Annotated in this window: 20 protein-coding genes and 1 pseudogene; 19 read left to right on the top strand and 2 right to left on the bottom strand. The window is 37.6% G+C overall.

Translation table 11 applies throughout. The features are described 5' to 3' along the window. The first annotated feature begins 206 nt into the window (after nucleotides 1-206). The 15 genes and pseudogenes from B0169_RS00515 to B0169_RS00445 all read left to right on the top strand — a co-directional run bounded on the left by B0169_RS00515 (nucleotide 207) and on the right by B0169_RS00445 (nucleotide 18,184). Complete coding sequence (locus B0169_RS00515; RefSeq protein WP_235838423.1) at nucleotides 207-593, top strand: CopL family metal-binding regulatory protein; 387 nt, start codon at nucleotides 207-209, stop codon at nucleotides 591-593. Nucleotides 594-740: 147 nt separating this feature from the next. After that, nucleotides 741-1,265: a DUF411 domain-containing protein gene (locus B0169_RS00510; protein ID WP_077283653.1), complete on the top strand. Its 525-nt coding sequence runs from the start codon at nucleotides 741-743 to the stop codon at nucleotides 1,263-1,265. Next, complete coding sequence (locus B0169_RS00505) at nucleotides 1,265-2,722, top strand: TolC family protein (RefSeq protein WP_077283651.1); 1,458 nt, start codon at nucleotides 1,265-1,267, stop codon at nucleotides 2,720-2,722. Before B0169_RS00510 ends, B0169_RS00505 begins: the two co-directional genes overlap by 1 nt. Next, nucleotides 2,722-4,536 carry an efflux RND transporter periplasmic adaptor subunit gene (locus B0169_RS00500; RefSeq protein ID WP_008128605.1) on the top strand — a complete coding sequence of 605 codons (1,815 nt, stop codon included), beginning with the start codon at nucleotides 2,722-2,724 and terminating at the stop codon, nucleotides 4,534-4,536. Before B0169_RS00505 ends, B0169_RS00500 begins: the two co-directional genes overlap by 1 nt. 18 nt (nucleotides 4,537-4,554) lie before the next feature. Continuing rightward, the gene (locus B0169_RS00495; RefSeq protein ID WP_008128603.1) at nucleotides 4,555-7,692 is read left to right on the top strand and encodes an efflux RND transporter permease subunit; all 3,138 of its coding nucleotides are present in this window, start codon (nucleotides 4,555-4,557) and stop codon (nucleotides 7,690-7,692) included. A 96-nt stretch (nucleotides 7,693-7,788) separates the two neighbouring features. Further along, on the top strand, nucleotides 7,789-8,421 hold the full coding sequence (locus B0169_RS00490) for a PepSY domain-containing protein (RefSeq protein ID WP_328589001.1): 633 nt from the start codon (nucleotides 7,789-7,791) through the stop codon (nucleotides 8,419-8,421). Continuing rightward, on the top strand, nucleotides 8,421-10,271 hold the full coding sequence (locus B0169_RS00485; protein ID WP_077283647.1) for a 2Fe-2S iron-sulfur cluster-binding protein: 1,851 nt from the start codon (nucleotides 8,421-8,423) through the stop codon (nucleotides 10,269-10,271). The genes B0169_RS00490 and B0169_RS00485 overlap by 1 nt, the downstream gene beginning before the upstream one ends. Nucleotides 10,272-10,303: 32 nt before the next feature. Then, complete coding sequence (locus B0169_RS00480; RefSeq protein ID WP_077283645.1) at nucleotides 10,304-10,636, top strand: hypothetical protein; 333 nt, start codon at nucleotides 10,304-10,306, stop codon at nucleotides 10,634-10,636. 96 nt (nucleotides 10,637-10,732) lie between these two features. Then, entirely contained in the window at nucleotides 10,733-11,257 is a 525-nt protein-coding gene (locus B0169_RS00475; protein WP_008113900.1) for a c-type cytochrome, read from the top strand. A 20-nt stretch (nucleotides 11,258-11,277) separates the two neighbouring features. Further along, nucleotides 11,278-11,763: a YybH family protein gene (locus tag B0169_RS00470; protein ID WP_077284507.1), complete on the top strand. Its 486-nt coding sequence runs from the start codon at nucleotides 11,278-11,280 to the stop codon at nucleotides 11,761-11,763. 28 nt (nucleotides 11,764-11,791) lie between these two features. Continuing rightward, complete coding sequence (locus B0169_RS00465) at nucleotides 11,792-12,274, top strand: YybH family protein (protein ID WP_077283643.1); 483 nt, start codon at nucleotides 11,792-11,794, stop codon at nucleotides 12,272-12,274. 179 nt (nucleotides 12,275-12,453) lie between these two features. After that, nucleotides 12,454-13,269, top strand: coding sequence for a formyltransferase family protein (locus B0169_RS00460; protein ID WP_077283641.1), 816 nt, complete (start codon nucleotides 12,454-12,456; stop codon nucleotides 13,267-13,269). Between the two features lie 25 nt (nucleotides 13,270-13,294). Further along, nucleotides 13,295-13,960 carry a hypothetical protein gene (locus B0169_RS19405; RefSeq protein WP_179143610.1) on the top strand — a complete coding sequence of 222 codons (666 nt, stop codon included), beginning with the start codon at nucleotides 13,295-13,297 and terminating at the stop codon, nucleotides 13,958-13,960. Further along, nucleotides 13,899-14,438: pseudogene (locus B0169_RS00450) on the top strand (PhoH family protein); the annotation flags it as partial. The gene B0169_RS19405 and the pseudogene B0169_RS00450, both read left to right, overlap by 62 nt. Nucleotides 14,439-14,878: 440 nt before the next feature. Further along, the gene (locus B0169_RS00445; RefSeq protein ID WP_077283639.1) at nucleotides 14,879-18,184 is read left to right on the top strand and encodes a response regulator; all 3,306 of its coding nucleotides are present in this window, start codon (nucleotides 14,879-14,881) and stop codon (nucleotides 18,182-18,184) included. Between the two features lie 168 nt (nucleotides 18,185-18,352). Here the strand turns inward: B0169_RS00445 and B0169_RS00440 are convergent, their stop codons facing one another. Continuing rightward, nucleotides 18,353-19,321: a hypothetical protein gene (locus B0169_RS00440; RefSeq protein WP_077283637.1), complete on the bottom strand. Its 969-nt coding sequence runs from the start codon at nucleotides 19,319-19,321 to the stop codon at nucleotides 18,353-18,355. Between the two features lie 154 nt (nucleotides 19,322-19,475). Between B0169_RS00440 and B0169_RS00435 the strand changes: the two genes are divergently transcribed. Together B0169_RS00435 and B0169_RS00430 are read left to right on the top strand one after the other, a co-directional pair. Further along, nucleotides 19,476-21,254, top strand: a complete 1,779-nt coding sequence (locus tag B0169_RS00435; RefSeq protein WP_077283635.1) for an acyl-CoA dehydrogenase C-terminal domain-containing protein — start codon at nucleotides 19,476-19,478, stop codon at nucleotides 21,252-21,254. Nucleotides 21,255-21,565: 311 nt separating this feature from the next. Next, the gene (locus B0169_RS00430; RefSeq protein ID WP_077283633.1) at nucleotides 21,566-22,294 is read left to right on the top strand and encodes a response regulator transcription factor; all 729 of its coding nucleotides are present in this window, start codon (nucleotides 21,566-21,568) and stop codon (nucleotides 22,292-22,294) included. Between the two features lie 51 nt (nucleotides 22,295-22,345). Here B0169_RS00430 and B0169_RS00425 read toward each other — a convergent pair whose 3' ends face one another. Then, nucleotides 22,346-23,131 carry a hypothetical protein gene (locus B0169_RS00425; protein WP_077283632.1) on the bottom strand — a complete coding sequence of 262 codons (786 nt, stop codon included), beginning with the start codon at nucleotides 23,129-23,131 and terminating at the stop codon, nucleotides 22,346-22,348. 288 nt (nucleotides 23,132-23,419) lie between these two features. Between B0169_RS00425 and B0169_RS00420 the strand changes: the two genes are divergently transcribed. Together B0169_RS00420 and B0169_RS00415 are read left to right on the top strand one after the other, a co-directional pair. Further along, the gene (locus B0169_RS00420; protein ID WP_077283630.1) at nucleotides 23,420-24,715 is read left to right on the top strand and encodes an alpha/beta hydrolase; all 1,296 of its coding nucleotides are present in this window, start codon (nucleotides 23,420-23,422) and stop codon (nucleotides 24,713-24,715) included. A 65-nt stretch (nucleotides 24,716-24,780) separates the two neighbouring features. Beyond that, nucleotides 24,781-25,461 (top strand): MlaA family lipoprotein, encoded by a 681-nt coding sequence (locus B0169_RS00415; protein ID WP_158077029.1) that lies wholly within the window; start codon nucleotides 24,781-24,783, stop codon nucleotides 25,459-25,461. Nucleotides 25,462-25,557 lie beyond the last annotated feature (96 nt).

Genomic DNA, 25,557 nt, shown 5'->3' with positions numbered 1-25,557 from the left:
TTGATTAAGAAAAGTATTTCAGCTACAGCTATCGCTTTCAAATATCTATGATAATCGTGGCTTTCTGTCTATATATTAAAGTTTCATACCATTAGTGTGTTCAGGTAAGTGCTTATAAACTTATTCATTGTTTTAAAATTAATTTGTTGAAAAATAGTGCTTGTTATGCCAATATTTTATTAATTGAAATATTTTGTTGGTTACTTGTGAATACTAATTTCTCTAAAACATTAATGGTACTGCTAGTCTGTTTGACCTTTGTTGCTCAAGCGGTTGCGTCTACTGTTATGTCTTATCATATGATGAGTATGAAGGGAGATACTGGGCAAGAACAAATGCAAAATATGTCAATGATGGACCATAGTGACCATTCAATGATGAGTCATTCCTCTGGTGATTCAGATGAAGCAGAAGATGACTGTTGTGTGAAAAGTTGTAGTTGTTTTACTGGGGGGTGCTCAAGTATCGCTGCACTAATGAAAGACACAGGTGACAGTCTCTTTATTGATTTATCATCAAAAATATTCTCATATTCAAACTTGGCTCAAAGTCAATCATCATCATCTCTTTATAGACCTCCAATACTAAGCTAAATACAGAATAATTGTGCCTAAAATTTGGCTCACTTATATGAAAATTATCTGTATTAGGCTTTTTGATCTCTGCGTTTAAGTATTTTAAGCAAAATCAAGAATAACCTAATCAATTCAAATATTAATTGATATCCCTTTGGGGGGGTTATGTTTTCCAAAAAATTCACGTTAAAGGCTGTTGCTGCCTTTACTTTAGTCATTGCTATTGCAAGTTGTTCAAAAGAAGAAGTTTCAGTGACTTCATCTAAAACACAAAATGCTAAACCTCACCCTATTCTTTTAGAGGTTTATAAGAGTCCTACATGTGGTTGCTGCAAAAAGTGGGTTAGCCATATAAATGAGCATGGGTTCGAATCAACAGTCCACAATTATCAAAACTTTACAGCGGTTAAAGAAGAGAAAGGAATTGAGCCAAGATATCGTTCTTGTCATACCGCTATATCTAAAGATGGTTATGCATTTGAAGGGCATGTTCCTGCCAAATTTATTCATAAATTTTTAAAAGAAAAACACTCTGACGATGTTATTGGATTGTCTGTTCCTGCAATGCCAGCGGGAACTCCCGGTATGGAAGTAGGGGATAAATTTCAACCTTACAAAGTGTTATTGCTTAAGAAAGGGGGCGCTTATGAGGTCTATGCTAGCGTTCAATCTTATGAGGAGCAGTTTTAATGAATAAATTTAAAAATATCAGAGCTTTAAGCGTGAAATACTGTGTGGGTATGTTAGCTCTAACAGTGCTAACTGCAAATTCTGCTGATATTCCTACTATTACTTCTAGTTCAGCCTTAACTTTTGAAAAAGCTATCAAGTCTGCGCAGAAGAATGATCCATGGTTAACGGGAAATGTTCATAAGCAAAATGCTATTGAAGCGATGAGTACAGCCGTAGGCACGTTACCAGATCCGAAAGTATCTATAGGGTTAGCCAATTTACCTACAGATGGCTTTGATTTTGGACAAGAGGGAATGACACAAGCGAAAGTTGGCATATCTCAAATGTTTCCTCGTGGGGATACATTGTTGATTAAACGAGAACAACTCAAGATTGAAAGTGAATCATTCCCGTATCAACGAAAAGATCGAGAGTCCAAAGTAGCTGTTACTGTTGGTAGCCTTTGGTTGGATGCATACAGAGTTCAAGAAAGTATTGCTTTAATTGAAAAAAACAGAACACTTTTTGAACAGTTAGCGGATGTTGCTGAAGCAAGTTATTCGTCTACTTTAGGTAAAACAAGGCAGCAAGATATTGTAAGAGCGCAATTGGAGCTTACAAGATTAGAAGATCGTTTAGATGTCTTAGGACAACAACAAAACCGCTTTGAAGGTATGTTGTCTCAATGGTTAACAGAGTTTTCTATAGAGAAAAGTTCTCAAAGTGAAACTTATGTAGACGATGATTTTAACCTTCATAATATCGTTTTGACTAAGCAATTACCTCAAATTGACCTAGTAAATAGCAATATAGTTCTTACAGATAGCTGGTTACGCCCTAGTGAACTGGCAAAGTATATTGCTAACCACCCTTCACTTGTCGCAGTTGAAAAGAAAATTAAATCAACAAAAACTGGAATTAAATTGGCAAAGCAAAAATACAAACCTGAGTGGGGAGTTAATGCTAGTTATGGTTACCGTGATGATGATCCAATGGGAAATAGTCGAGCGGACTTGTTCTCTGTAGGGGTTACTTTTGACTTGCCGCTTTTTACAGATAATAGACAGGACAAAGAAGTTAAGTCAGCTATTTCAAAAACAGAAGCTATAAAAACTGAAAAATTATTATTGATGAGGAAATTGCTCGCATCATACTCCAGTGCAAAAGGGCGCTTACTTCGATTGAAAGATAGACAGAACTTATACAAAGACAAGCTACTGCCTCAAATCCATGATCAAGCTGAAGCTTCGCTAACAGCCTACACCAATGATGATGGTGACTTTGCCGAAGTAGTTCGCTCACGAATCGCTGTATTAAATGCGGAAATAGATGAGTTAACGCTTAATGTCGAAGAGCAGAAATTATTACTAGAACTTAATTACCTTTTTATAGGCAGCATAGATCCTGTCGTTAGTAACAATAATATGAATTTATCAAATAATAGTGGTTTCACTGTTATTTCGGGAGAAGAATAATGAACAACAATATTAAGCCAATAGTAATTGGCATGGTTATCGGTGGCTTTTTAACATTTGGGGTTTATAGTTTTATGGCCCCGACAAATAGTGGGGAAGCAAGCTCTGTTGTAACGGCTGAAAAGAAGCCGCTTTATTGGGTAGCTCCAATGGACGCGAACTACAAAAGAGATAAGCCAGGGAAGTCACCAATGGGTATGGATTTAGTACCTGTTTACGACGATGGTGGTAAAGGACCTGATGAAGGTCCCGGAACAATTCGTATCTCTCCTGATGTTGTAAATAACCTCGGTGTAAGAACAGCAATAGTTAGTTATAAATCATTGCACACTGAAATAAATACAGTCGGTTATGTTGCTTATGATGAAGATAAGTTAGTTCATATCCATCCACGAGTACAAGGATGGATTGAAAAGCTATATGTTAAGGCTATTGGAGATCCTGTTAAGAAGGGGCAACCCCTTTATGAAATTTATTCCCCAGAATTAGTTAATGCCCAAGAAGAATTATTATTGGCATTAGATCGTAAAAATAGCCGATTAATTAGTGCTGCTGAAAATCGATTGTCAGCATTACAACTTCCAAAATCATCAATAGTAAAACTTAAGAAAACAAAGAAAGTACAGCAAACAATTACTTTTTATTCTCCACAAAATGGCGTGGTGGAAAATTTAAAAATACGTGAAGGATTTTTTGTTAAGCCTGGCTCTACTTTAATGTCAATTGGTGATTTATCGGAAGTGTGGGTTGAAGCTGAAGTCTTTGAACGCCAAGCGGGTCAAGTCAAAACAGGCACCCCAGTAACCATGACTCTTGATTACTTACCAGGAAAAACATGGCAAGGAAAAGTTGATTATATTTACCCAACACTAGATGCAAAAACTCGTACTGTGAAAGTACGTCTTCGTTTTAAAAATGAAGAAGGCGAATTCAAACCAAATATGTTTGCTCAAATTGCGATTCACACAACAGGTGACGAACAAGCTTTATTAATCCCTAAAGAAGCACTTATTAGAACAGGAAACCAAGATAGAGTTGTTCTCGCCTTAGGTGAGGGGAGTTTTAAATCGGTTGCAGTATCTGTAGGTCGATACGATAGCGAAAGTGTTGAGATACTTGAAGGGGTGCGTGATGGGGAAAAAGTTGTTAGTTCTGCACAGTTCTTATTAGATTCAGAATCGAGTAAGTCTTCAGACTTCAAGCGAATGAATAGCGATGTTGATGAAGCGGATGCTTCAATGCCTTCTTCTGTTTGGGTTCAAGCTAGTATCGAGAGCATGATGGCAGATCATAAAATGTTAACTTTAGCTCATGAGGCGATACCTGAATGGGAATGGCCAGAAATGACGATGGATTTCATCGCATCGGACAGTGTCGATTTCTCATTACTTAGTGAAGGGATGAGTTTACATGTTGAAGTGACAAAAGAAGATAATGGTGATTATAAAATTAGCAACATCCATGTTCCTGACGACATGAGTGAAAGTGATACAAGCCAAGTAACTGAAGAAGTGGCAGATGACTCGTCAGCGACAGTTACTGGAACAATTAACTCGTTAATGATCGATCATGGAATGGTGAACATTAGTCGAACTGCTATTGAAAAATGGGGACGACCTGCGGCTACTTTAGATTTCATTACAGGGCACAATGTTAGCCTTGAAGGACTTTCTGAGGGGATGGAAGTTAAGTTTACTTTTGAAGTGCGTGGTGAACATTTTGTAATTTTTGAAATTGCCCCACTAGGGCAAGGTGATGAACAGGGTGAAACTTCTAGATTAGAAGCACCTGTTGTTGATCATTCAAACCACTAATATAGGAGTTAGATTATTATGATTGCTTCTATAATACGTTGGTCCGTTGGTAATCGATTTTTTGTATTACTCGCTACCTTTTTACTCGTAGGCATTGGTTTATATTCTGTTAATAAAACGCCTATTGATGCACTGCCTGATTTATCTGATGTGCAAGTAATTATTAAAACAAGTTACCCTGGTCAAGCCCCACAAGTTGTTGAAGACCAGGTTACCTATCCGATGACTACTGCCATGCTGTCAGTTCCTGGCGCAGTGACTGTTCGAGGTTATTCTTTTTTTGGTGACTCTTACGTGTATGTCATCTTTGATGAAGATACAGATTTGTATTGGGCGCGTTCGCGAGTACTTGAATATTTAAGTCAAGTAGCCCCTAGCTTACCCAGCAATGCACGACCGCAATTAGGACCTGATGCTACAGGCGTAGGTTGGGTATATTTATACGCCTTAGTTGATAAAACGGGTCAACAAGACTTAAGTCAATTGCGCAGTTTACAAGATTGGTTTTTAAAATATGAATTGCAAACTGTCCCTGGCGTATCAGAAGTTACTGCACTTGGCGGTATGGTTAAGCAATACCAAGTAAGAATTAATCCTGAAAAATTAAGAGCATTTGGGATCCCTCTTTCACATATTCAAATGGCTATTAAGCAAGGTAACCAAGAGATCGGGGCATCTGTTGTTGAAATGGCAGAAGCCGAGTACATGGTTAGAGCAACTGGTTATCTCAAAAGTGTTGAAGATTTAGAGAATATACCTTTAGGAGTCAATGAAAATGGCACACCTCTATTACTAAAAGATGTTGCAGATATTGGGACTGGCCCACAAATGCGTCGAGGTATCGCTGAGCTTAACGGTGAAGGAGAAACTGTTGGTGGTATCGTCGTTATGCGCTTTGGAGAAAATGCTCAGCAAGTCATTAATGGTGTTAAAGAAAAGCTAGAGCAATTGAAGAAAGGCTTACCTGAAGGGGTTGAAATTGTTCCTGTTTATGATCGCTCTGCATTAATAGAAAGGGCTGTTGATAACTTAGCTTATAAGCTATTAGAAGAATTTGGCGTTGTGGCGCTAGTTTGTATCATTTTCTTATTTCATGTCCGCTCGTCACTAGTCGCCATTGTGAGTTTACCTGTAGGGATATTGACGGCATTTATCGTTATGCATATGCAAGGTCTTAATGCGAATATTATGTCGCTAGGAGGGATTGCAATTGCGATTGGTGCCATGATCGACGGTGCTATTGTAATGATAGAAAATATGCACAAGCACATGGAAAAAACACCGTTAACTAATGAAAACCGCTGGAAAATAGTAGTGGAGTCGGCCAGTGAAGTTGGTCCTGCTCTATTCTTTAGCTTGTTAATTATTACGGTGAGTTTTGTTCCTGTTTTTACCTTGGAAGCTCAAGAGGGGCGAATGTTTGCTCCGCTTGCCTTTACTAAAACGTATGCGATGGCAGCATCAGCGGCATTAGCGATTACATTAGTCCCTGTACTGATGGGGTATTTTATAAGGGGTAAGGTTTTACCTGAGCATAAAAACCCGGTGAATCGCTTTTTAACCTTTATCTATATGCCTGCTCTAAAAACGGTATTACGTTTTCCAAAGACAACTTTAGTAGCAGCATTGGCAGTTCTTGCTATTGGTATATATCCACTTGACAAGATTGGTAGTGAATTTATCCCTCCACTTGATGAAGGTGACTTAATGTATATGCCTACAACTTATCCTGGTATTTCGATAGGGCAAGCACGTCAACTGTTACAACAAACGGATAAGCTGATTAAAACAGTTCCAGAAGTTAAAACTGTGTTTGGTAAAGTAGGTAGAGCGGAAACTGCTACTGATCCAGCGCCTTTAACAATGATTGAAACTTTTATTCAATTAAAGCCTCGTTCAGAGTGGCGAGAAGGTGTTACTACTGAGAGTTTGAAAAAAGAGCTAGATGGTTTAGTTAAGCTCCCTGGGGTAACTAATGCGTGGGTGATGCCAATAAAAACACGTATTGATATGTTAGCTACGGGTATTAAGACACCTGTTGGTATTAAAGTCGCAGGACCTGACTTATCGGTAATTCAGGACATCGGTAAACAATTAGAAGTTATTTTGAAAGATGTACCTGGAACAGCATCAGTATATTCAGAGCGTGTAGCTGGTGGGCGTTACGTTAAAGTTGATATACAACGCGCTAAAGCAGCTCGTTATGGTTTAAATATTAGCGAAATTCAGCAGGTTGTTGCTACGGCCATTGGTGGTATGAATGTCACCAAAACTGTTGAAGGCTTAGAGCGCTATCCAGTGAGTTTACGTTACCCACAAGACTATCGTGATTCGCCTGAAACATTATCTTTGCTACCAATAGTGACACCAAATGGACAAAGGATCTCATTAGGCGATGTTGCGAATGTGCTCGTTGAAGACGGCCCTCCGGGAATAAAGTCAGAAAATGCAAGATTAAATGGTTGGGCATTTGTAGACATTGAAGGTGTGGATGTTGGTAGTTACGTTGTTGATGCACAAAAGGTTGTTGAAGATAAGTTAAAACTTCCTGCTGGCTACTCAATTGCGTGGGCTGGTCAATATGAGTATATGCAACGTGCCAAAGCTAAATTGACTTATGTAGTGCCGTTAACCTTGTTCATTATTATTATTCTACTTTATCTGAACTTCAGAAATGTTATTGAAGTGGCAATGATCATGGGAACTCTACCTTTGGCTATGGTGGGTAGTATTTGGTTGATGTATATCCAAGGCTACAACTTCTCTGTCGCTGTAGGTGTTGGTTTTATCGCGCTAGCGGGGGTTGCTGTTGAGATAGGTGTGATTATGTTGGTTTATTTGAATCAGGCTTATCACGAAATGATTAATGATCATCAGTCAAAGGATATTTCAACAACGAAGGCTGATGTGCTTCAAGCGGTGTTACATGGTGCAGGCTTACGTGTACGTCCTGTCATGATGACCGCAGCAGCTATAATCGTTGGCTTATTGCCAATATTATATGGCACAGGTACTGGTTCTGAAGTGATGAGTCGTATTGCAGCACCTATGGTTGGTGGAATGCTAAGTGCGGTGATTTTAACTTTACTTGTTCTACCTGCATTATTTTATTTGTGGCGTTCGTCATCGATTAAAAATGTTTCGAGCAAGGCATAGAGCATGAAAACGTTGAAGGTTAGCCGGAAACTTCATCGGTGGTTGATGTTGTTTTTAGGCTTGCAGTTTTTGATTTGGTCGATATCAGGTGCCTATATGGTTATTTTTGATATTGACTATATCCATGGTGATAGTTTGGTGGTTAATCACCAAGCTAAAGTTAATGTGGATGAAATTACTTACCCATTATCTGCATTAGCTAAGCAATATCCTGACGCAAAAAACATTGCCGTTGAAGTTTTTATAGAGCAAGCCGTTTATCGTTTTACAGAGCATGACGAAAAATATGTTGTAAATGCTAGTAATGGGGAGAAGATTTCTCCCTTAAACAAAGTCGTAGCTATTAGCGCTGCAAAACACTATTACAGTGGTGATGGTGCGGTCCTTGAGTCTGAACTAATTACAGATAATCCACCGTTTGAATTAAGCCGTCGAGCATTACCTGCTTGGCGGGTTAACTTTGATGATTTTGGCAGTCCGTCGATATATGTTTCAGCTCAAACAGGAAAGCTTGTCAGTAAGCGACATGAATTTTGGCGAATCTTTGATTTGATGTTTAGTTTGCATGTCATGGATTACGAAGAAGAAGATCCAAGTAATAAACTACTTTTTTGGTTCACACTTTTTTCTATTTTTGCGGCAATTACTGGTGGTGTATTGAGTTACTTTGTTATTTTCAAAAACAGAGCAAAAAATACATTAGATAAAAGTATGGGAGTAGCTAGATAATGTTACTCCTTAAAAAGCTACATAAGTGGCTATCCTTGTTGGTTGGCCTACAACTACTAGTATGGTTAGGAACAGGCTTATATTTTAATTTGATGGATCATCAAAAGGCTTCAGGAAATCAATATAAACAAACTCCCGTTGTTGCCCAAGTTGATATTAATAGGTTAGTTGAACCACAGCTTGTCTTATCTCAATCAAAACAAGTCGTATCGTTAAAACAAATATCACTATTAGAGCACCCTTACTATTTGTTAACTCATAATAAAGGTTTATATAGCCATTTTGACAATGACTACTCTTTGGTTGATGCGTACACCGCTGAGCCAGTCGTTATTGATGAAACTATGGTTAGAAAACTGGCTCAGTCTTCCTACAATGGTAAAGGTGTGATTAAAAATGCAGTTAAATTATCACCTCCATATGAAGATATACCTCGTGAGCAAAATGAAGTGTGGCAAGTTAACTATGCTGATTATATTCAAACTAGCGTTTATATTGATGCTGGTTCTGGTCGAATAATTAAACACAGTAATGATGATAAACGGTTTGTTGATATTTTCTTTATGCTTCACTTTATGGATTATGGCACTGAAGGAAGCTTCAATAATGTTCAAATCATTTTATTTTCTCTTTTCACGCTTTTCTTTTCCTTAACTGGCTTTATTTGGACTATTGAGCTGCTCTTTAATGGTCAATACAAAGTTCGCTTTGGCAACAAAAGTCGAACTTTGGCGCTATTTGATAAAGATCTGGAGCTTATCGGGGAATTCGATTTAGCTACTAATACCAACTTACTTGACGGTTTAATTGATCATGATATTGCTTTGTCATCAACCTGTGGCGGTGGCGGGACTTGTGGCCAATGTAAAGTACGTCTTGATAGCAGTGTTAAAGTCACTTCAGCAGAGCATGTACTTTTAACAAAGGAACAATTGCAACAAGGTTACAGATTGGCTTGTCAACATGATGCAACAGAAACAAAGAGGCTAACATTAATTGACGTTACTAAAGCCAAAAAATACCTTCTTGAATTAACGCATAGTGAGTTTATTAGTCCCTATATAAAAGAGTTGCGTTTTAAAGTGCTTGGTGGTGAGAAATTAAAATTCAAAGCAGGTGCTCATCTTCGTTTCTATATACCACCAGCTAAAGGAATATCTATACCAGCGCGTCTTCCTGACGCTTTCAAATACCATTGGCGTGATATTGAGTATTTTGAGTATGAGCATCAAGCTTGTAGTCGAAGCTATTCTCTAGCTAATGGTGATGGGCAGATTGAAGCTGGTACTAACGAGTTAAAGTTTACCGTCAAAATTCAAAATGCTCCAAATAAAAGTATATATCCCGGTGTAGGTTCTAGCTACATATGCAATTTGGGGCTAGGGCAAACAATAGAAGCGGCTGGTCCATTTGAAGATTTTCACGCTAAACCTTCAAGTAATAAAACAATGATGCTTATCGGAGCAGGCTCTGGAATGGCACCATTGAAATCATTGATTGAAGAGCAATTGTGCTTCTACCAAAAAGAAAGAAAGGAAACTAGAGGTATCTATTTTTTCTATGGTGCTAGAACTGAGGAGGACTTGTTATATAAAGATGAGCTTTACAGGCTTTCTAGAAAATATCCAAATTTTTTTTACTACCCTGTTTTGTCTAGGCCGCATAAGAACTGGTCAGGAGCAAAGGGGTATGTTCAAGATTTACTCACATCAAATATTAACAAGATTTGTCAAATTGATGGTGTTGAATTTTATCTATGCGGCCCACCGAATATGATGTCGGCAACGATAAATCTTTTGAAAACTAAGAATGTTGATGCAACTAATATTGCATTCGATGAATTTATATAAATTAACCTTAATCACTAACGTAGGAGAAAACCATGAAAACTAACTTTATTAAAACTGTAGGCAAAATCGCTTTGATATTAGTACCAGCAATTACTTTATCAATGAATGCATCCGCTCATGATCCGAAAATGCATGCAAAAAAAGCAGAAAAAGCTGATTGTAGCAAAATGGATCATAGCAAGATGGATATGAAAGACCCTGTTGCAGTTGCAATGATGAAAAAGTGTATGAAGCAATCAAAATCTTCAATGGAGAAAATGGATCACAGCAAAATGAAAGAAATGGATCACAGTAAAATGAAAGGAATGGATCACAGTAAAATGAAAGGAATGGATCACAGTAAAATGGAAAAAAAGGAAAATTAATAAGCTAATAGTGATGATCACCAGAACCATTAATTAAATATTAAAAGTCACTTAATTGAAGCTCGTATTAAGTGACTTTTAAAGTAAGGAATTGTTATGAAAGCTCTTAAAATTCTATTGATATTATTGCTATTGGGAGGAGCTAGTGCAGCCACTGTCATGTATTCAGGGATAGTGAATGTAGCCGCAGATGAACCTCACAGTGACATTGTTTATTGGCTTCTTGAAGAAACTAGGGAGGCATCCATAAAGAAATCGGCTCAACATATCAAAGTACCTGATTTGGAAAGTCCTGAGTTGTTGTTAATGGGAGGAGCAGATTATGAATATATGTGCTCAAGCTGTCATCTAAAACCTGGATTAGAAGAAAGTGATATGAGCATTGGGCTGTATCCTCAACCACCTAATTTAAGTATTTCGCATGAAACTCATCAACACGGTACTGATGAAGAGCTTGCAAGGAAGAATTTTTGGGTGATTAAACATGGCATAAAAGCTTCAGGGATGCCAGCTTGGGGTAAAACTCACAGTGATGAAAGAATATGGGCCATGGTTGCTTTTATTAAGCGGTTACCGACTTTAACGCCTGAGCAATATCAAGTACTAACAGCCATAGACTAATGAGGAAAGACAGAAACAAAATGAAAAATATTTCGATAATGCTAACCACAGTTTCGTTAATGTTCTTAACCATGAGCAATGTTGTAACCGCTCATACAAGCGAAGGAAATAGTGCGAATAAACGTGATGAATTGCCTGTGCTAACAAGTAGTGCAGGTAAGGTTGTTATGCAATTTCATCAAGCTATACAGGCCAACGATAAGAGTAAAGCACGCGGATTTTTAGCTGATAATGTCATCATTTATGAAGGAGGTAGAGTTGAACGCTCAGCCGATGATTATGCAAACCACCACATGCTGGCTGACATGAAATATTTGGCTCAACTTGAAGTAAAAATACTTGAACATGAAGTAAGAGAGGTAGGACAGACAGCTTTTTCTATGTCTAGAACAAAGTTGACTGGAGAGTTTAAAGGAAAAGAAGTGAACAGTGAAGGCATGGAAAGTATGGTTCTTTTGAAAAAAGATGGGAAATGGAAAATAGCTCATATCCATTGGTCCCATTAATTTAAACATAATAATTCAGAGGTTAAAAATGAGAAAATTTATTGCAACTTTTATTGCACTTATCATCAGTATATCGGCTGTGGCTCATGATGATAGAGATCATAGTAATAAAGACAAAAAGGCGATTGTTGATGTGATTAAAAGCATCAAGTATGGCTGGGAAAATGGTGATGGATTGCCGTTTCGACGTAACTTTTTAGATTTTGAGGGGGCACGTTATATCGAAGGAGGAGGACAAAATGCAGGGTTAGATTCGCTAGTCGAGCATCACGTAGAGCCTGAAAAGGATGCTTTGGAATACTTAAAATTGAGTTTTAGTGAAATAGAAGTTCACTTTGAGGGCGAGGATAAATCTTTTGCGTGGGCAATTGCTGACACGCGTATAAAGGGCAAAGTGAATAAAAGTGGCAAAACATTCGACAAAAAAGGATTTCAAACATTCTTATTTCGCAAAGTAAATGGTAACTGGAAGGTTGTGCATACCCACTCCTCTAGTAGAGATAATAAGTGATAATTGTTTAAAACTACAAGGCATGATGACTGGTTAGCTTAAGCCTTTAAATGAATTGAATAGGACTTTGAAGTGAAAAAAATAGAGAAGAAAAAGTACTCAGATTTTTACGAGTTTAACGTCACTTTAGGTCCTATTGATAATTATCACACCTCTTTTTTTGAGTTGAGGTTCGGATTATGAGAATAGTTTACTTTGGCAATAATATGTTTTCTTCGTGCTTAAAATATTTAATTAAGGACGGCTTTGAAATTGAAAGAGTTTACATTAACTCGCCCGATTTTACGTCTTCGGCTATATCAAAATTGTGCGAAACACATCAAATTCCCTTATTCAAAAATAAGCCTATGAGTGAAGAGCTTGAACATTTGATTTCTATGGGTGTAGAAATGTTCATAGTAGCTGAGTATCTGCATATATTACCTGAAACAGGTGTTAAGTATGCGATTAACATACACCCATCAAGGTTGCCAAAAGGCAGGGGGCCAACTCCATTACCGTACTTATTAAAGTATCCAGAACATTCAGGTGTATCAATTCATAAGTTAACGAATGTGGTAGATGGTGGAGACGTGATTCTTCAGTCTGATGTCCCCATTCAAACAAATGAATCCATCACAACTGTAATGGTCAAAATGCATATTGAAGCTGTCAATTTGATAAAGACCTTTCTTTCGGATGTCGAATGTCATTATAAAAATGCTAAGCCTCAAACTGATTATTCATATTTTCCACGAATAGATATAGGAGAGCGGATACTAGATTGGAAGCAACCAACATTAGACATTAACAGCAAGCTTCGCAGTTTTGGTTTTTTGGGTTTAATTCTTAGATTAAATAACCTCTTTTGGAATGCCAAACATATAGAAGCCGTGGAGTGCGTTCATCTTTATGAAGCAGGAGAGGTTATATATGAAGATGAATTTTTACTAGTTGTTAGTTCATATGACGGAATTGTTTGCGTCCACAAATATTCATTATCTTTGGTTGCATGATGCTATTGGAACTGGATGATGCAGCATGATTATTAAAATGAAACCGTTAAAGAAAGTTGCACTTACCGTTGTGGTGATCTGGACAATTATTGTTACAACGCTAACTGTAAACTTAATCATATCATCAAAAAAAAGTGCGGTTAAAAATGCTAAAGATGATGCTTTTTCTGCAATTGAACACATTGATGCGACGATAAAACTATTAATAAGTGACTACCAAATTAACGATATGAGCTTATCAAGACAATTTGATTTAAAAGGACTTGAATCTAATAGTGGCGTCGTATCTATTGAACTTGGTATAGAGAAACCAAAAGTTTCTCTAGTCTTTGTACAAGAAAATTCAAATGTTAGTAACCAAAATACTTTTTTAGATGAATGGCAAAAAAAACTACTCGGTGTCTTAATCGATAGAAACGAGACAACTTATTTTATTGATGAGAAAGGTCAAAGCTCATTTTTAAGAGCTGTAGAGCCAAGAGCTGTAGATCAAGACTGTCAAATTTGCAGTCTAGTAGGACTTGAGAAAAAGGGTGGTTACTTTGGAGGTGTTTTTGTTTCGGTGAATATGAGTCGATACCTTTCAGAAGCGTATTTACACGCATGGAGTATGATTCGAAGCATAGGAGAAAACTTTGTTAGCATTAGCCACAGCCTTAGAACAAGTGATAGAACGCGGGCTTTACGATAAGATTATAGTCACCCGTAGTACGCCAGAAATAGCGGAATCAATTGGTTTTTTACCGGGTACCGAAGAAGAGAAAATGGCGCCTTGGCTTGCGGCGATAACCGATTCATTAGAAGTACTGCACAAACAAGATGAGAATATGAGTGGGAGCTTAAACTATATTATGGACAAAGCTAATATTCAGTTTAAGTCGGTTAACTTTATGCGTGGTCGCAGTATTCAGAACTCGTTAGTATTACTTGATGAATGTCAAAACCTTACCGCTTCACAATTAAAAACCATTATTACCCGTTGTGGTGAAGGTACCAAGTTAGTTTGTTCAGGTAATTTGGCACAAATTGATAGTAATTATTTAACCGCAGTAACTTCAGGTTTAACTTATATTGTGGAGCGTTTTAAGGACTTTCCTGGTAGTAGTACCATCAATTTAAATGGTGTAGTACGCAGCCGATTGGCATCATTTGCTGAAGAAAATTTATAACGCTACAAACCTTTGAAGTTTCGCAAGATAGTGAATGCGGCATTAATTTTTGCTGGGATAATGCCGCCAAACCTGCACATAGTAAGAGTAAAGCAGAACGAAAAAGAGCTATTTACTCCAACAGTTTGAATAATTTAATAAGACCTTCTAAAAACTTAATGGAATTTCAAACGCTAGAGTCTCAACACTTGATACATGCTGTTGATCGTATGAACGATATGTAGCAATAGAAAATACTTATGCTTTTAGTAAGGGTTAGGCTAATACATACTATTGAGTTTTTCTGATGATTAGGCTTTATATACAGTGATTATCTTCTTGGTATATGATGATAAACTTGGTTGATGTTAAAATGCAGCACTTAGTTATAAAAAGCGTAATAAATAAGGCAAATCACTTTGCTTAATTTTCTATAATCAATGCATTAGCAGGGTACTAGCGTGTTTGCAAAAAACTCAAAAGAGCAACTTTTCCAACGATATAATAAGTCGGTTATTGTCGTATTCTCGGGCATTATGCTCTTGACCTTTATTATAACGCTCTATAATTACTACCTTGCTCGCCAGGCACATCATGATGCAAAACTCGTAGAAGTGACAGAGTACAGTGTTCAACTTAATAAAAAGCTGACCAGTACAGTAGAAACACTAACGGGTATCCGTGATTTAGCAGAATACTATCTGCGTTTTCCTGAAGAGTTAACCACTCAAACTCCAGCATTACATCAAGAAGGCAAATATTTTTACCTTAATAAGTCCAGACGCAGCTTAAATACTAATAATCGTATCATGAGCGGTAATATCAGCGGAATTGGCCAAATTGATAGCTTTAATCAAGCCGTTAAGCGTGAGCTAATTATGGCGAATGCTTTAACACCGGCATTTGCCACTGCACAAGAATCCATTAAAGAAGCCAACTGGTTATATTACATTTCAATGCAGCGCTTTGTAAATTTGTACCCTTGGGTACCTCGCAGTATTTGGCAATACAGTGATCAAAGCTTAACTAATAGCTTAATGTTGAAAATTAAAGCTGCGCAATACCGTGATGAAAAATTTTGGTCGCGACCTTATGTTGATTCGGCGGGTAAAGGTCTTAATACAGCGTTAGGCATGGGGGTATATTTAGCAAATGAAATGAAAGGAGCGGTGTTAATTGATATTAATACGGCTAGCTTATATAGCTATTTACCCGAGGTTGAAGATGAAGACCGTGGCTATATAATTGTTGATAAGCATAGCCATGTTTTATTGCATAAAAATAGTGCTAATTTAACACTGAGTACGCGCACTGCTTTTAGTGATGCTGCACCAGCACAATTGAACCAGCTTAGTTATCAAGCACTATTAAATCTTACCCCGAGTGCCGACATTGGTGATTGGGTTGTACAGCTCAAAAAGTTACCAGTGAATGATTGGATTTTATTAGAGTATCACCAAAAAGATAATTTTTATGCTGCCATTAACCAGCGTTTTTTAACTATATTCGCCAGTATTTTCTTTGGTTTATTAAGTTTGTTAGGGCTGGTTTATTATGTAACTTACCATTCTTTTATCGCCCCCTCTAAAAAGTTTATTGCCCATATTGAAAACTGTTCAGCGGGTGATCCCGGAAAAATAAAACCCTCAGATGAATGGCACCATTGGTTTAAAATTGTTGAAGATCTTTTTGGCCAAAACCGTAGTTTGATGCAACGTTTAAAAGATCAAAATAATGAACTTGATCTGAGAGTGAAAGAAAAAACCCAAGCGTTGTTTTATAAAAGTGAGCAACATCAGCGTGATTATGCTTTGCTTCGCTCTGTAATGGATGCAATTCCTGACTATATTCTTTTTAACGATCAGCAGGGGCGATTAATTGGTTGTAACCAAGCCGTTGAACAACTGGTATTGCAAAAAGAAGCAAATATTTTAGGCTGTCAAATTAGTGATTTTATTGCCACGGACTTAGGTGAGAAAGTAGCACACAGTGTTGGTATCAAGTCAGGCAAACAATCAGCCGTTGCTCATCAACAAACAGTAACAACCGATGATAAAACCTATGAAGTGTATAAAGCCCCATTTTATAGTGAGGGAAGCACTTTACTGGGAAGTATCGTGCTTATTCGTGATGTTACTCAGCAATTTGAAATTAACCAAGATCTTCAACGTGCGAAAAACCAAGCTGAAGAGGCAAACAAAATTAAAAGCCAATTTTTGGCTAATATGAGTCATGAAATTCGTACCCCTATCAATGCTATTCAGGGCATGTTTTATCTCTTACAGCAAAGTCGTTTAGACAAAGTACAAGAGCAATATTTAACCAATGCCGAAACAGCTTCAAATACGCTACTTTATTTGGTTAATGAACTACTAGATTCTGCTAAGGTTGAATCAGGCAATATGTCAGTACATCAAGAAATCATCGAACTAGATAGTATTGTTTCACAAGCGCTTAATTTAAATATTGCCCCTTTAGCTGGTAAAGATTTAAGCCTAAAAGTTGCCATTGACAGCAAAGTACCATTAAAAATTTACACTGATACTATGCGACTAGTTCAAGTGTTGAGTAACTTGCTTAATAACGCGATAAAATTTACCGAAAAGGGGCAAGTAGCGCTTAACGTATCTTTGTCTGACCAAGGTATTGATAGCAGTAATACTGTGATTTTGTTTAAAGTGAAAGATACCGGTATTGGCATTGAAAAAACTAAACAGTCAGGGTTGTTTGAAGCATTTAAGCAAGCTGATGAATCCATGACTCGAGTATATGGCGGCACAGGCTTAGGTTTGTCAATTTGCCAACATATTGCGCAGTTGCTTGGTGGCGAAATTTCTATTGATAGTACTTTAGGCCAAGGTGCTGAGTTTACTTTAGCGCTACCTTTAAATATGCCGAACACTGTTGTGCATGAAGCTGATAGCAAGAACAATGACTTAACTCAGTTTCGGTTGCCATTTGCCCAATGTACTGTGCTTAATTTAGCGGTGAATATTCCCGCTAAATTAGCGCAAAACTTTGCTGATATCAATCAAGCGATCACTCCTATTGATAACATCGATAAGCTAAATAATATGCCAGGGAGTAAACAAAAGTTACTCTTTATTAAAAGTAGCAATTATGCCAATGGGTTTACGCATCATGAGTTAGCGCTAATAAAGCAAGAAGTTACTGTACTGGCATTATGTCAACCAGTAGCCAGTGTTATTTCATTTGAGTTGCTTGAGCAGTTAAATCACCATGGCATAAACTACCTATTATTAGAAATGCCATTGTATCGAGATGTTATTGCTAAGCTAGCTAAGGAGCTTACTCGTTTATCATCACACTTACCCTTAGTTCCCGCTGAGGCAGAACCGAAAGTTATCTCAACAACAACAGGCTTAGCTGGATTAACAATATTGCTTGTAGAGGATAATCTTGTTAATCAATTGGTTGCAATTAAGTTGTTAGAATCAATGCAAGCCGTGGTGGTGGTGGCGCAAAATGGACAAGAGGCCTTAGACAAGTTACCGCTAGAAGACATTGATATTATTCTGATGGATATACAAATGCCGGTAATGGATGGCTTAACTGCAACACAGCATATCCGTGCTTTGCCGCAATATCATGACTTACCTATTATTGCGATGACAGCACACGCGCGTGAAGAAGATAAACAACAATGTTTAGCTGCAGGAATGAATTTACATATTTCTAAACCTATTAGTCTTAATGCGCTACGCGATAGCATTTTATCGCAGTTGCCTAGCTCTGATTCAGATTAAGCTATTCTACTTAGCTAGCGATATAAACTGGAATTGAGTTCATTTAAAGTGCTATTTAATAAAGGCTAAGAGTTTGTCACTCACTCAGTCGGCATGAATTTTGCCTCTGGCAACATCAAAGCAGTTAATGAAGCTTAGGTGAATCATTAACTGCTGTTATGAGCTTTTTTACTCGCCTGACTCTCCTGATTCGGCAAAAAATGCCTCAGCATAATAACGGCCATTACGAATGGCAAATTCAGCATCAGGTGAAACTTCTCCAACCCGCATCATTGCAGGGCCAGTGGGCTCAGCTAGCACATAAGCTAAACCATCAACGGTAATCGTTATTTCATCACCTTCTTTGGGAATATTGAGTGCGAGTAAGGCATGGTTATCAATAAAAACGAGCATCATTTTGATGCGTGGCATCAAGGCTCTTAAAATAGCGACGGTGAGCGTAACTTTACTATCACAATCACCTTGATTTTGCCAAAGTGTTTGCAGTGGTGGGTTAAAGCCAGCGCCAGTTGAGGTTACTCTCGACTCTAACGTAGCATAAGGGATACTTTGAATAAATCCGAGTACGTAATCACTCACTTCTCGAATTCTTTGAATTGATACATTATTCAAAATAAGCGGTTTCAGTACCGCAAGATCCGCCACAGACTCTTGTGCAAAACGCACATGGTCAGGCTTAATTGCATTGTTATTATTATATGAGTGAAATTGAGTATAGAAGTTGCGCGTTAAATACTCATTTACTAGCTCTTTCTCAAGCTGAGCAATAGTTTGGTAGGCTTGATCAACAGTTGTTTGATTTTGACCGCTAATATCTAGTTGTAAATTCTGTCCTTGATTTACAAACTTTACTTGTACGTCTGCGATTGGTGATTTTCGTAATTTTTTTCTTAGTTGATAATTAACATATTTTCTGACGTGCTTTGCTTTATAGGCTTTAAAGTTTCTGAAGCGATCAAATAAAGTTGTTCTGTTAATTGAAAAACTCAGTGATTGCGCTTGCTTCGCCTGATCTAGCCATTGATAGTTGAATTGCACCTGTTGGTCGGTAATTTGCTTACTAAAGTCGAGTTGCTTTGCCCAGACAGTGTTGGGAAAACATATCATTAAGATGGCAACAACGGTTAGAAACTTCACAATGAACCTTTATAACTCAATAGTAACAATACAAGCTTACGTTAAATTTTACAGGCATGCGAATTTCTAGTTATCGCTTTACTTTTACTGTGTTTGATATATATTCAAACAAGTGTTTTAATTATTTGTTTAAATTACCTGTTCGGAGAATGTAATGGCTGACTATCAAGTGCCTCTAAAAGATATGAATTTTTTGTTATATGACGTATTTAATGCCGATAAATTATGGCAGTCATTACCAACACTAGCTGAACGGGTTGATCGCGAAACCGCTGAAGCAATCTTACAAGAATGTGCAAAAGTAACTGAACAGGAAATAGCACCACTGTCACGTAATGGCGATGAAGTTGGTGTTGCTTTTGATAATGGTAAAGTTACTACGGCACCAGGTTACAAAGAAGCCTTTAATACTTATGTTGCTGGCGGATGGACATCACTTGGTGGTGATCCTGATTTTGGTGGCATGGGCATGCCTAAAATGTTGACGGCATTTCATGAAGAAATGCTTTGTTCAGCAGATATTTCATTTTCGCTTTATCCTGGTTTAACTGCCGGCGCTGGCTTATCACTGGCTAAACATGGCAGTGAAGCCTTGAAACAACGCTATTTAACGCGTATGTACGCTGGTGATTGGAGTGCAAGCATGTGTTTGACCGAATCACATGCGGGTACTGACTTAGGTATGATCAGAACTAAAGCTGTGCCGCAAGCGGACGATAGTTACCTTATTAGTGGTACTAAGATTTTTATTACTGCAGGTGAGCATGACCTGACTGAAAATATCATTCATCTAGTGTTAGCAAAATTACCAGATGCGCCAGCTGGACCTCGTGGAATTTCGTTATTTTTAGTACCAAAATTCCATGTTAACGAAGACGAGTCACTCGGTGAGCAAAACAAAGTAAGTTGTGGTTCGATAGAACATAAAATGGGTATCCATGCTTCTGCTACTTGTGTGATGAATTTTGATGGTGCAAAAGGCTATTTAGTTGGCGAGCTCAATAAAGGTTTAGCTTGCATGTTTACCATGATGAACTTTGAACGTATTGGTGTTGGTATCCAAGGCTTGGGGGCTGCAGTTCGCTCTTATCAAAATGCTTTAGAGTATGCAAAAGATCGAATTCAAGGGCGTTCTTTATCGGGCGTTAAGTCGCCAGATGCACAAGCAGATTCATTACTAGTGCATGGTGATGTTCGACGTATGCTACTCAATATGAAAGCGATGAATGAAGGTTCACGTGCCTTATCAACGTATATTGCTATGCAGTTAGATATTGCCACTTACGGCAGTGGTGAAGCGCAGCAAAAAGCAGATCAACTTGTTGCATTGATGACCCCGATCGCAAAAGCTTTTTTTACCGATCTTGGTTTTGAAAGTACGGTTGCTGGCCAGCAAGTATTTGGTGGTCATGGCTATGTGCGAGAGTGGGGACAAGAGCAATTAGTTCGTGATACCCGAATTTCACAAATTTATGAAGGCACCAATGGTGTGCAAGCAATGGATTTACTGGCACGTAAGGTTGCTGGTAGTAAAGGTCAATTAGTCACAATATTTCTTGAAGAGGTACGTAGCTACATTGAAGAGCAAAAAGCAGACACTATGCAAGAGTTCATTCAACCTTTGGCTAAAGCCACAGATGATCTTGCGGACTTAACTGAGTACTTGTTAACTGCGGCGGCAAGTTCAAAAGAAGAGCTCGGTTGTGCAGCTAACGACTATTTACATGTTTTTGGTTACACCGCAATGGCGTATATTTGGGCAAGAATGGCTGAAGTATCATTAGCAGCAAGTGAAGATAGTGCGTTCCATCAGAGTAAAATACATACGGCTCGTTATTTCTTTTCTCGCTTATTACCACGTTGTCAGTCATTGATCACTTCGGCAAAGTCGGGTCAAAATGCGATGTTTGATATGGATGAAGAGCTGTTTTAAGGTCAGTTTATAGTTAATACGATACCAAGCCAATTCAGCAGTACTGAATTGGCTTTTTTTATCTCACAAAATACTTTTTTTATCTCACACAATAATAATACCGTAGGCCGATTGCTCCATTGTGTCAGCATAAGAAAATCATGAAAAATAAGTTAGCTTGCGGTTTTGTTGCTAGCGACAAACATCAACTTAACTATGTTTGTACCGTAATTACATTTTGTTACTGCTCTAGCAACATAATCATACTTTTTTGCTGATTTATTGCACTATACTGCGCCAACTAAAATTAGCGCTTATTTGTGGAAGAGGTTATGTTGGGGTTGAATCAAGCAATCGATGTAAATAATAGTATGAAAAAAATACTATTAATTGAAGATGATCACATGGTATCTCACCTAATAAAGTCATTCTTAGAAAAGTCTAATTTTATCGTACAACAAGTTTTTAGTGGCGATTTAGCGCAAGAGGCAATTTTAACTTATAAACCGGATTTGGTGATCTTAGATATTGGTTTACCTAAATTAGATGGTTTTGATGTTTGCCATACACTACGAAAAATCTATCAACAACCGATTATTGTTCTAACGGCGCGTGAAACAGAGCAAGATCAACTGTGTGCTTTTCAGCTTGGTGCCGATGACTTTATTTGTAAGCCCGTATCTCCTCGGGTATTAAAAGCACGTATTGATGCTATGTTACGTCGTCAATCAGTGAAGCAAGTGCGTCAATTAAATGTTTATAAATTGGGTAACATTGCCTTGTACCCGCAAGCGAACAAATGTGAAGTTAATGGCAACATTATTCCGTTAAGTACTTTTGAGTTTCAATTATTGGCACTATTAACCCAAAATGCAGGCCAAGTGATGACACGTGATGCCATTTATAGCACGTTATTAAGTCGCCAATATAATGGGGTTGAGCGTACTGTAGATGTTCGTATTGCTAAGTTACGCGATAAATTGCTGCATGTTGGTATGACACATGTGCGTATTGAAACTGTTTGGGGTAAAGGCTATATATTAAACGAAACCGCCGCGTAATTATTACAACTCGTTCAAGTGTAGCTTGCTTATTGTCAGTTGCTAAAGGCTTTAAAAAGAATAGGTTGTACCAATAATAGCAATATTGCGCTGATGCTTTTGATGTGAATCAGAATTGATCTGCTCATTATTTATTTGGCTAGCGGTGAAAGCGCCTATGACACTCCAATGCTCGGTTAAATCAAAACTGCCAATAATTCCTAGGGTGGTGGAGATTGTTTGGTTATTATTTTGAGTTTTGTTGTAAGGCTCAAATACAGGGGCTAAGTTGTGTTGAACTTGCGTACTTTCAAAACTAGCGGTCAATGATAAATCAAACCTGCCACGATGTAAGACATTATAAGTGCTGTGTATAAATGTTTTAAAACGTTTTTGATGCCACTGCTCTTGCTGGCTATAACCCGTTTCGGTGCTTAAGCGACCAAGTTGGTATAAGTCATTTTCAATGACGTTGGAAAACAAAAGTTGAGGAGATAATAAAGGCGTATAGGTTGGTGATAAAATATAACTATTCTTTAAGCTGTATAGTCCGGTTTGAAAGCTATTATTGATATGTCTTTGTAATGATTTTGTATTACCCGCTGAAAATAGTTGTGCTAATTCTTGCTGCTCGCCGTCATCATTTTTTTCATCTTTAGTTAACATTATAAGCGCAGATAAGCCTAATTCTTGCGATAAATTTAATGACGAATAACTCCCTGTGGATGAAGGAATTGTCGAGTCTAATTTGACCGGAGCGTTCATTGCGTTCGATTTATGGTTTGCTGCCATCACCTGACTTTGCAGCAGTAATACCAGCATAAGGCCACTAAATTTGATGATTAAAGTAATATTCATATAAGTCCTTATTTGACCGTAAACGACTTTTAACTCAAGTGTTTAGCTGTAGGATGAATAACTATATTAAATAGGTGTCAGTTAATCCAAGATTCAAGTTAACTATAGTCAATGAATAATAACTGATGGTAAAAAAACGCAGTTAATTAATTAACGCTATAAATTAGATACTTTTATTTGGACAAAAGATAGAATGTAATGCTGACTACTATGGCGTGAAAGTAAGTTTTATCACGCAGATACAATGATTTTTAGGTTTAGATAATAAATCTGTTAGGGAGAAATTTAGTGCGATTATTGAGTGCTTTACTCATTATTTTTTTATCGGCATGTAGCATTCAACAAGATGAAGCGGCATTGGTTAAACCTGTTTGTGATTTATCGTATTCGCGCTATCAAGCAACGGTTACAGGCTACTGTCAGGAAGTTGCTGCAGACATACCTGAATCAGTGGCTGTGATTAATAAACAGATAACCATTAAGCCACTCAAAGATATACCTGATGTCTTTTGGTTTAACAAAAAGATGAAATATTCTTTAATAAAACAAGAGACCACTGCTCCGCTTATTTTTATTATTGCTGGCACAGGCGCAAGTTATGAAAGTGCAAAAATGTTAAGTCTACAAAAGAGTTTTTATCAACAAGGCTATCATGTTATTTCTTTGTCATCGCCGACCTTTGCCAATTTTATTGTTAATTCAACTAATACGACTTACATGCCGGGGGATTTAGCCCATGATGCCGAAGATTTATATCATGTGATGAACTTAGTTTGGGCGCAAGTACAGGCTCAAGACGGGGTAGAGGCTTCATCATTTTCTATTACAGGTTACAGCTTAGGTGGTGCACATTCGGCATTTATTGCGTTATTAGATGAGGAACAGCAAGCGTTTAATTTTGAAAAAGTATTGCTGATTAATCCGCCCGTGAGTTTATATAATTCGGTGACTATACTTGATAAGTATTTTGATTTACGTGCAAACCGTCAAGCTGCAGTAGCAATGTTTGATGAAATAATAGAGCGCTTTTCTTACCAATACTCAATGCAAGAGTCATCAACATTTGATCAGGGCTCTATCTTTAGTTTGTTTAAAAATGCCAATTTGACTGAAGCAGAATTAAAGCTACTCATTGGAGCTTCATTTAGAATGTCGTCTTCAGATATGATCTTCGCTTTAGACGCTAGTTTTAATACTGGCGCAATTACCTATAAGCATCATGTGATAGATAAATTCGAAAGTCTAACTCACTCAATGCAGCGTGCGAGTGATGTCACTTTCGGAGATTATTTTGATCGAGCCATGTTACCAAGAGCTCAGCGACAAGATCCTACAACGACTAAAGCTGATTTGATCTATCGTTATAGTTTGCATGCGATAGAGGATTACCTAAAAACGTCAAAGAAAATTTATTTAGTCACTAATCAAGACGATATTATTTTAAAGGCCGGAGAAGTTGAATATTTACAGTCAATATTTGCTGAACGTGGCAAAATATTCCCGCGTGGTGGTCATTGTGGCAATATTGATAGGGTCAGTTTTGTTGAGCATTTACAGACTATATTCAGCAGAGGCGTTAACTAATGTTAAAGGTTTTTAATCAATTTATCGTTCTGCTGTGTTGTTTTTTAATGATTGCATGTTCAGCAGTGCCCCAATTAGAAAGTAATGCGATTGCCCCCATTGTTCAGTTACCTGATAACCATGAAGATTTAGGGGTCATGAGTGCTTATACCGATCCTTGGGAAGGGTTTAATCGCCGAATGTATTATTTCAATGCTAAGGCTGATGAGTATGTCATATTGCCAGTTGTTACAGGCTATCAAAAAATCACTCCTGACGTTGTTCAAAGAAGTATTAATAACTTTTTTAGTAACTTAGATGAAATATCGACGTTTATTAATTCATTATTACAATTTAAGTTGTCTGTGGCCGGCGAAACACTTGCTCGATTCACACTTAACTCAACCGTTGGTTTAGCGGGGCTATTTGATGTTGCCACGCAAATAGGGTTTGCTGAGCAGAATGAAGATTTTGGCCAAACTTTAGGTTATTGGGGGGTAGATGCTGGGCCCTATTTAGTGCTACCGCTGCTAGGACCGTCGTCACTTCGTGATGCTACAGGTTTAGTTTTTGATAACCTGGTTTTTCAACAAGCCGTTGATGAGTTAGGTTTAGATACTGATGAAGAACTATTGATGTCAGTAATTGATGGTATTGATGCTAGAGCATCTTTGCCTTTTCGATATTATGCCTCAGGTTCTGCATTTGAATACGAGCATTTAAAATTGCTTTATAAAAAGTATCGTGAAATTCAAGTCGCTCGATAAAAGTGTTAACTAACTATCTGTATTTAATTGCTTAATTATAAAGCTAAGCTGTTGGCTTAGCTATTTTATAAATTAAAGGTATAATCAGCGCTTATA

This window comes from Cognaticolwellia aestuarii (assembly GCF_002000025.1).
Lineage (GTDB): Bacteria > Pseudomonadota > Gammaproteobacteria > Enterobacterales > Alteromonadaceae > Cognaticolwellia > Cognaticolwellia aestuarii.
This window is presented reverse-complemented; position numbering and strand designations above follow the sequence as displayed.

Coding starts and splice junctions, on each gene's coding strand:
- B0169_RS00460 (WP_077283641.1), top strand. CDS start 12,454: ATGAGAATAGTTTACTTTGGCAATAATATGTTTTCTTCGTGCTTAAAA.
- B0169_RS00505 (WP_077283651.1), top strand. CDS start 1,265: ATGAATAAATTTAAAAATATCAGAGCTTTAAGCGTGAAATACTGTGTG.
- B0169_RS00475 (WP_008113900.1), top strand. CDS start 10,733: ATGAAAGCTCTTAAAATTCTATTGATATTATTGCTATTGGGAGGAGCT.
- B0169_RS00470 (WP_077284507.1), top strand. CDS start 11,278: ATGAAAAATATTTCGATAATGCTAACCACAGTTTCGTTAATGTTCTTA.
- B0169_RS00480 (WP_077283645.1), top strand. CDS start 10,304: ATGAAAACTAACTTTATTAAAACTGTAGGCAAAATCGCTTTGATATTA.
- B0169_RS00490 (WP_328589001.1), top strand. CDS start 7,789: ATGGTTATTTTTGATATTGACTATATCCATGGTGATAGTTTGGTGGTT.
- B0169_RS00510 (WP_077283653.1), top strand. CDS start 741: ATGTTTTCCAAAAAATTCACGTTAAAGGCTGTTGCTGCCTTTACTTTA.
- B0169_RS00465 (WP_077283643.1), top strand. CDS start 11,792: ATGAGAAAATTTATTGCAACTTTTATTGCACTTATCATCAGTATATCG.
- B0169_RS00425 (WP_077283632.1), bottom strand. CDS start 23,131: ATGAATATTACTTTAATCATCAAATTTAGTGGCCTTATGCTGGTATTA.
- B0169_RS00500 (WP_008128605.1), top strand. CDS start 2,722: ATGAACAACAATATTAAGCCAATAGTAATTGGCATGGTTATCGGTGGC.
- B0169_RS00485 (WP_077283647.1), top strand. CDS start 8,421: ATGTTACTCCTTAAAAAGCTACATAAGTGGCTATCCTTGTTGGTTGGC.
- B0169_RS00430 (WP_077283633.1), top strand. CDS start 21,566: ATGTTGGGGTTGAATCAAGCAATCGATGTAAATAATAGTATGAAAAAA.
- B0169_RS00435 (WP_077283635.1), top strand. CDS start 19,476: ATGGCTGACTATCAAGTGCCTCTAAAAGATATGAATTTTTTGTTATAT.
- B0169_RS19405 (WP_179143610.1), top strand. CDS start 13,295: ATGATTATTAAAATGAAACCGTTAAAGAAAGTTGCACTTACCGTTGTG.
- B0169_RS00495 (WP_008128603.1), top strand. CDS start 4,555: ATGATTGCTTCTATAATACGTTGGTCCGTTGGTAATCGATTTTTTGTA.